The sequence below is a fragment of the Mesorhizobium sp. M7A.T.Ca.US.000.02.2.1 genome (assembly GCF_003996995.1).
Taxonomy (GTDB): domain Bacteria; phylum Pseudomonadota; class Alphaproteobacteria; order Rhizobiales; family Rhizobiaceae; genus Mesorhizobium.
In genome coordinates this window covers 1-1,142 of the sequence record NZ_RZTT01000784.1, presented here as the reverse complement: position 1 = coordinate 1,142, position 1,142 = coordinate 1, and the positions used below count along the sequence as shown (strand labels likewise).

Annotated in this window: 1 protein-coding gene and 1 pseudogene; both read left to right on the top strand. The window is 61.1% G+C overall.

The features are described from left to right. Positions 1-2: 2 nt before the first annotated feature. Complete coding sequence (locus EOD15_RS34610) at positions 3-869, top strand: NAD(P)-dependent methylenetetrahydromethanopterin dehydrogenase (RefSeq protein WP_245463862.1); 867 nt, start codon at positions 3-5, stop codon at positions 867-869. 13 nt (positions 870-882) lie between these two features. Continuing rightward, a pseudogene (locus EOD15_RS34605) lies at positions 883-1,142 on the top strand (hypothetical protein); the annotation flags it as partial.

Sequence of the window (1,142 nt, the reverse complement as noted above, 5' to 3'; positions counted from 1 at the left end):
TGCTGACACCGTTGAAGCAGATGAGCCCATTCGACGTGAACATGGCCCTCGACGCCGGTTTCGACGCCGTCGTCCCCTATGTCGATGTAGGCCTCGCCGAAGTGACAGGCCTGGTCCAGGACGCGATCTTTTCGCGCCCGCCGGATGCGGGTGTCGACACCGGCATCTTCATCGCCGGGAAGGACGCCTCGTTGGCGCTCGACATGTTCGACGCCGCGAAGAAGGCGATGGTGCCGCCTTTCCAGGTTTCGGTGTTTGCCGATCCGGCCGGCTCGTTCACCACGGCCGCGGCGATGGTGGCCAAGGTCGAAAAGGCGCTGGAGAAGAAATTCCAGCGTGCGCTCAGGGATACGAGGGTGGCTGTTTTCGGTGCCACCGGCGTCGTCGGCTTCTGCACCGCCGTCATCGCGGCAGGGGAAGGTGCCCGGGTCACACTTGTCGGCCATGACGGCATCGAGAGGGTCAAGCAGATCGCTGCCGAGATCGAAAGCAGATTCAACATCATCGTCGATGCCGCTGACGGATCGAGCGACGCACGCAAGACAAAGCTGGTCGAGGCGAACGAAATTATCCTGGCTTGCGCCAAAGCTGGCGTCCAGGTGGTCTCCAAAGCCCAGTTGAAAGGCAATGACCTGCTTATTGCGGCCGACGTCAATGCGGTTCCCCCGGCCGGTATCGAAGGATTGGCCGTCAATGCCAATGGTGATCCACTCGAAGCGGCAAAAGCTGTCGGCATTGGTCCGCTTGCCATTGGCAATGTCAAATATAAGGTCGAATTCGGTCTCTTCAAAAGAATGATCGAATCCGAAAAGACGATCACGCTCGATTTTCAGGAAGCGTTTTCCCTTGCACGCGAGATTGCCAAGTAACGCCGGATCTCTCTTGATCGCGGCAATTTCAGGCCGGGCGCTGGCCGCCGCCGCGCGCCGCGCCGGCTATCGTCCGCTGGTTGCCGATTTCTTTTGCGATACGGACACCGTCGCGCTCGCAGAACGTGCGACGATGCTGCCGGGCGACCTGCAGAGGGGCATCGACGGCGAGCGCATCGTCGACACGCTTCGGCGATTGGCTGGCGACGACCAGCCGGTCGCCATTATCCTGGGCTCAGGGTTTGAGCGGATGCCCGAGGCCGTGGACGAGAT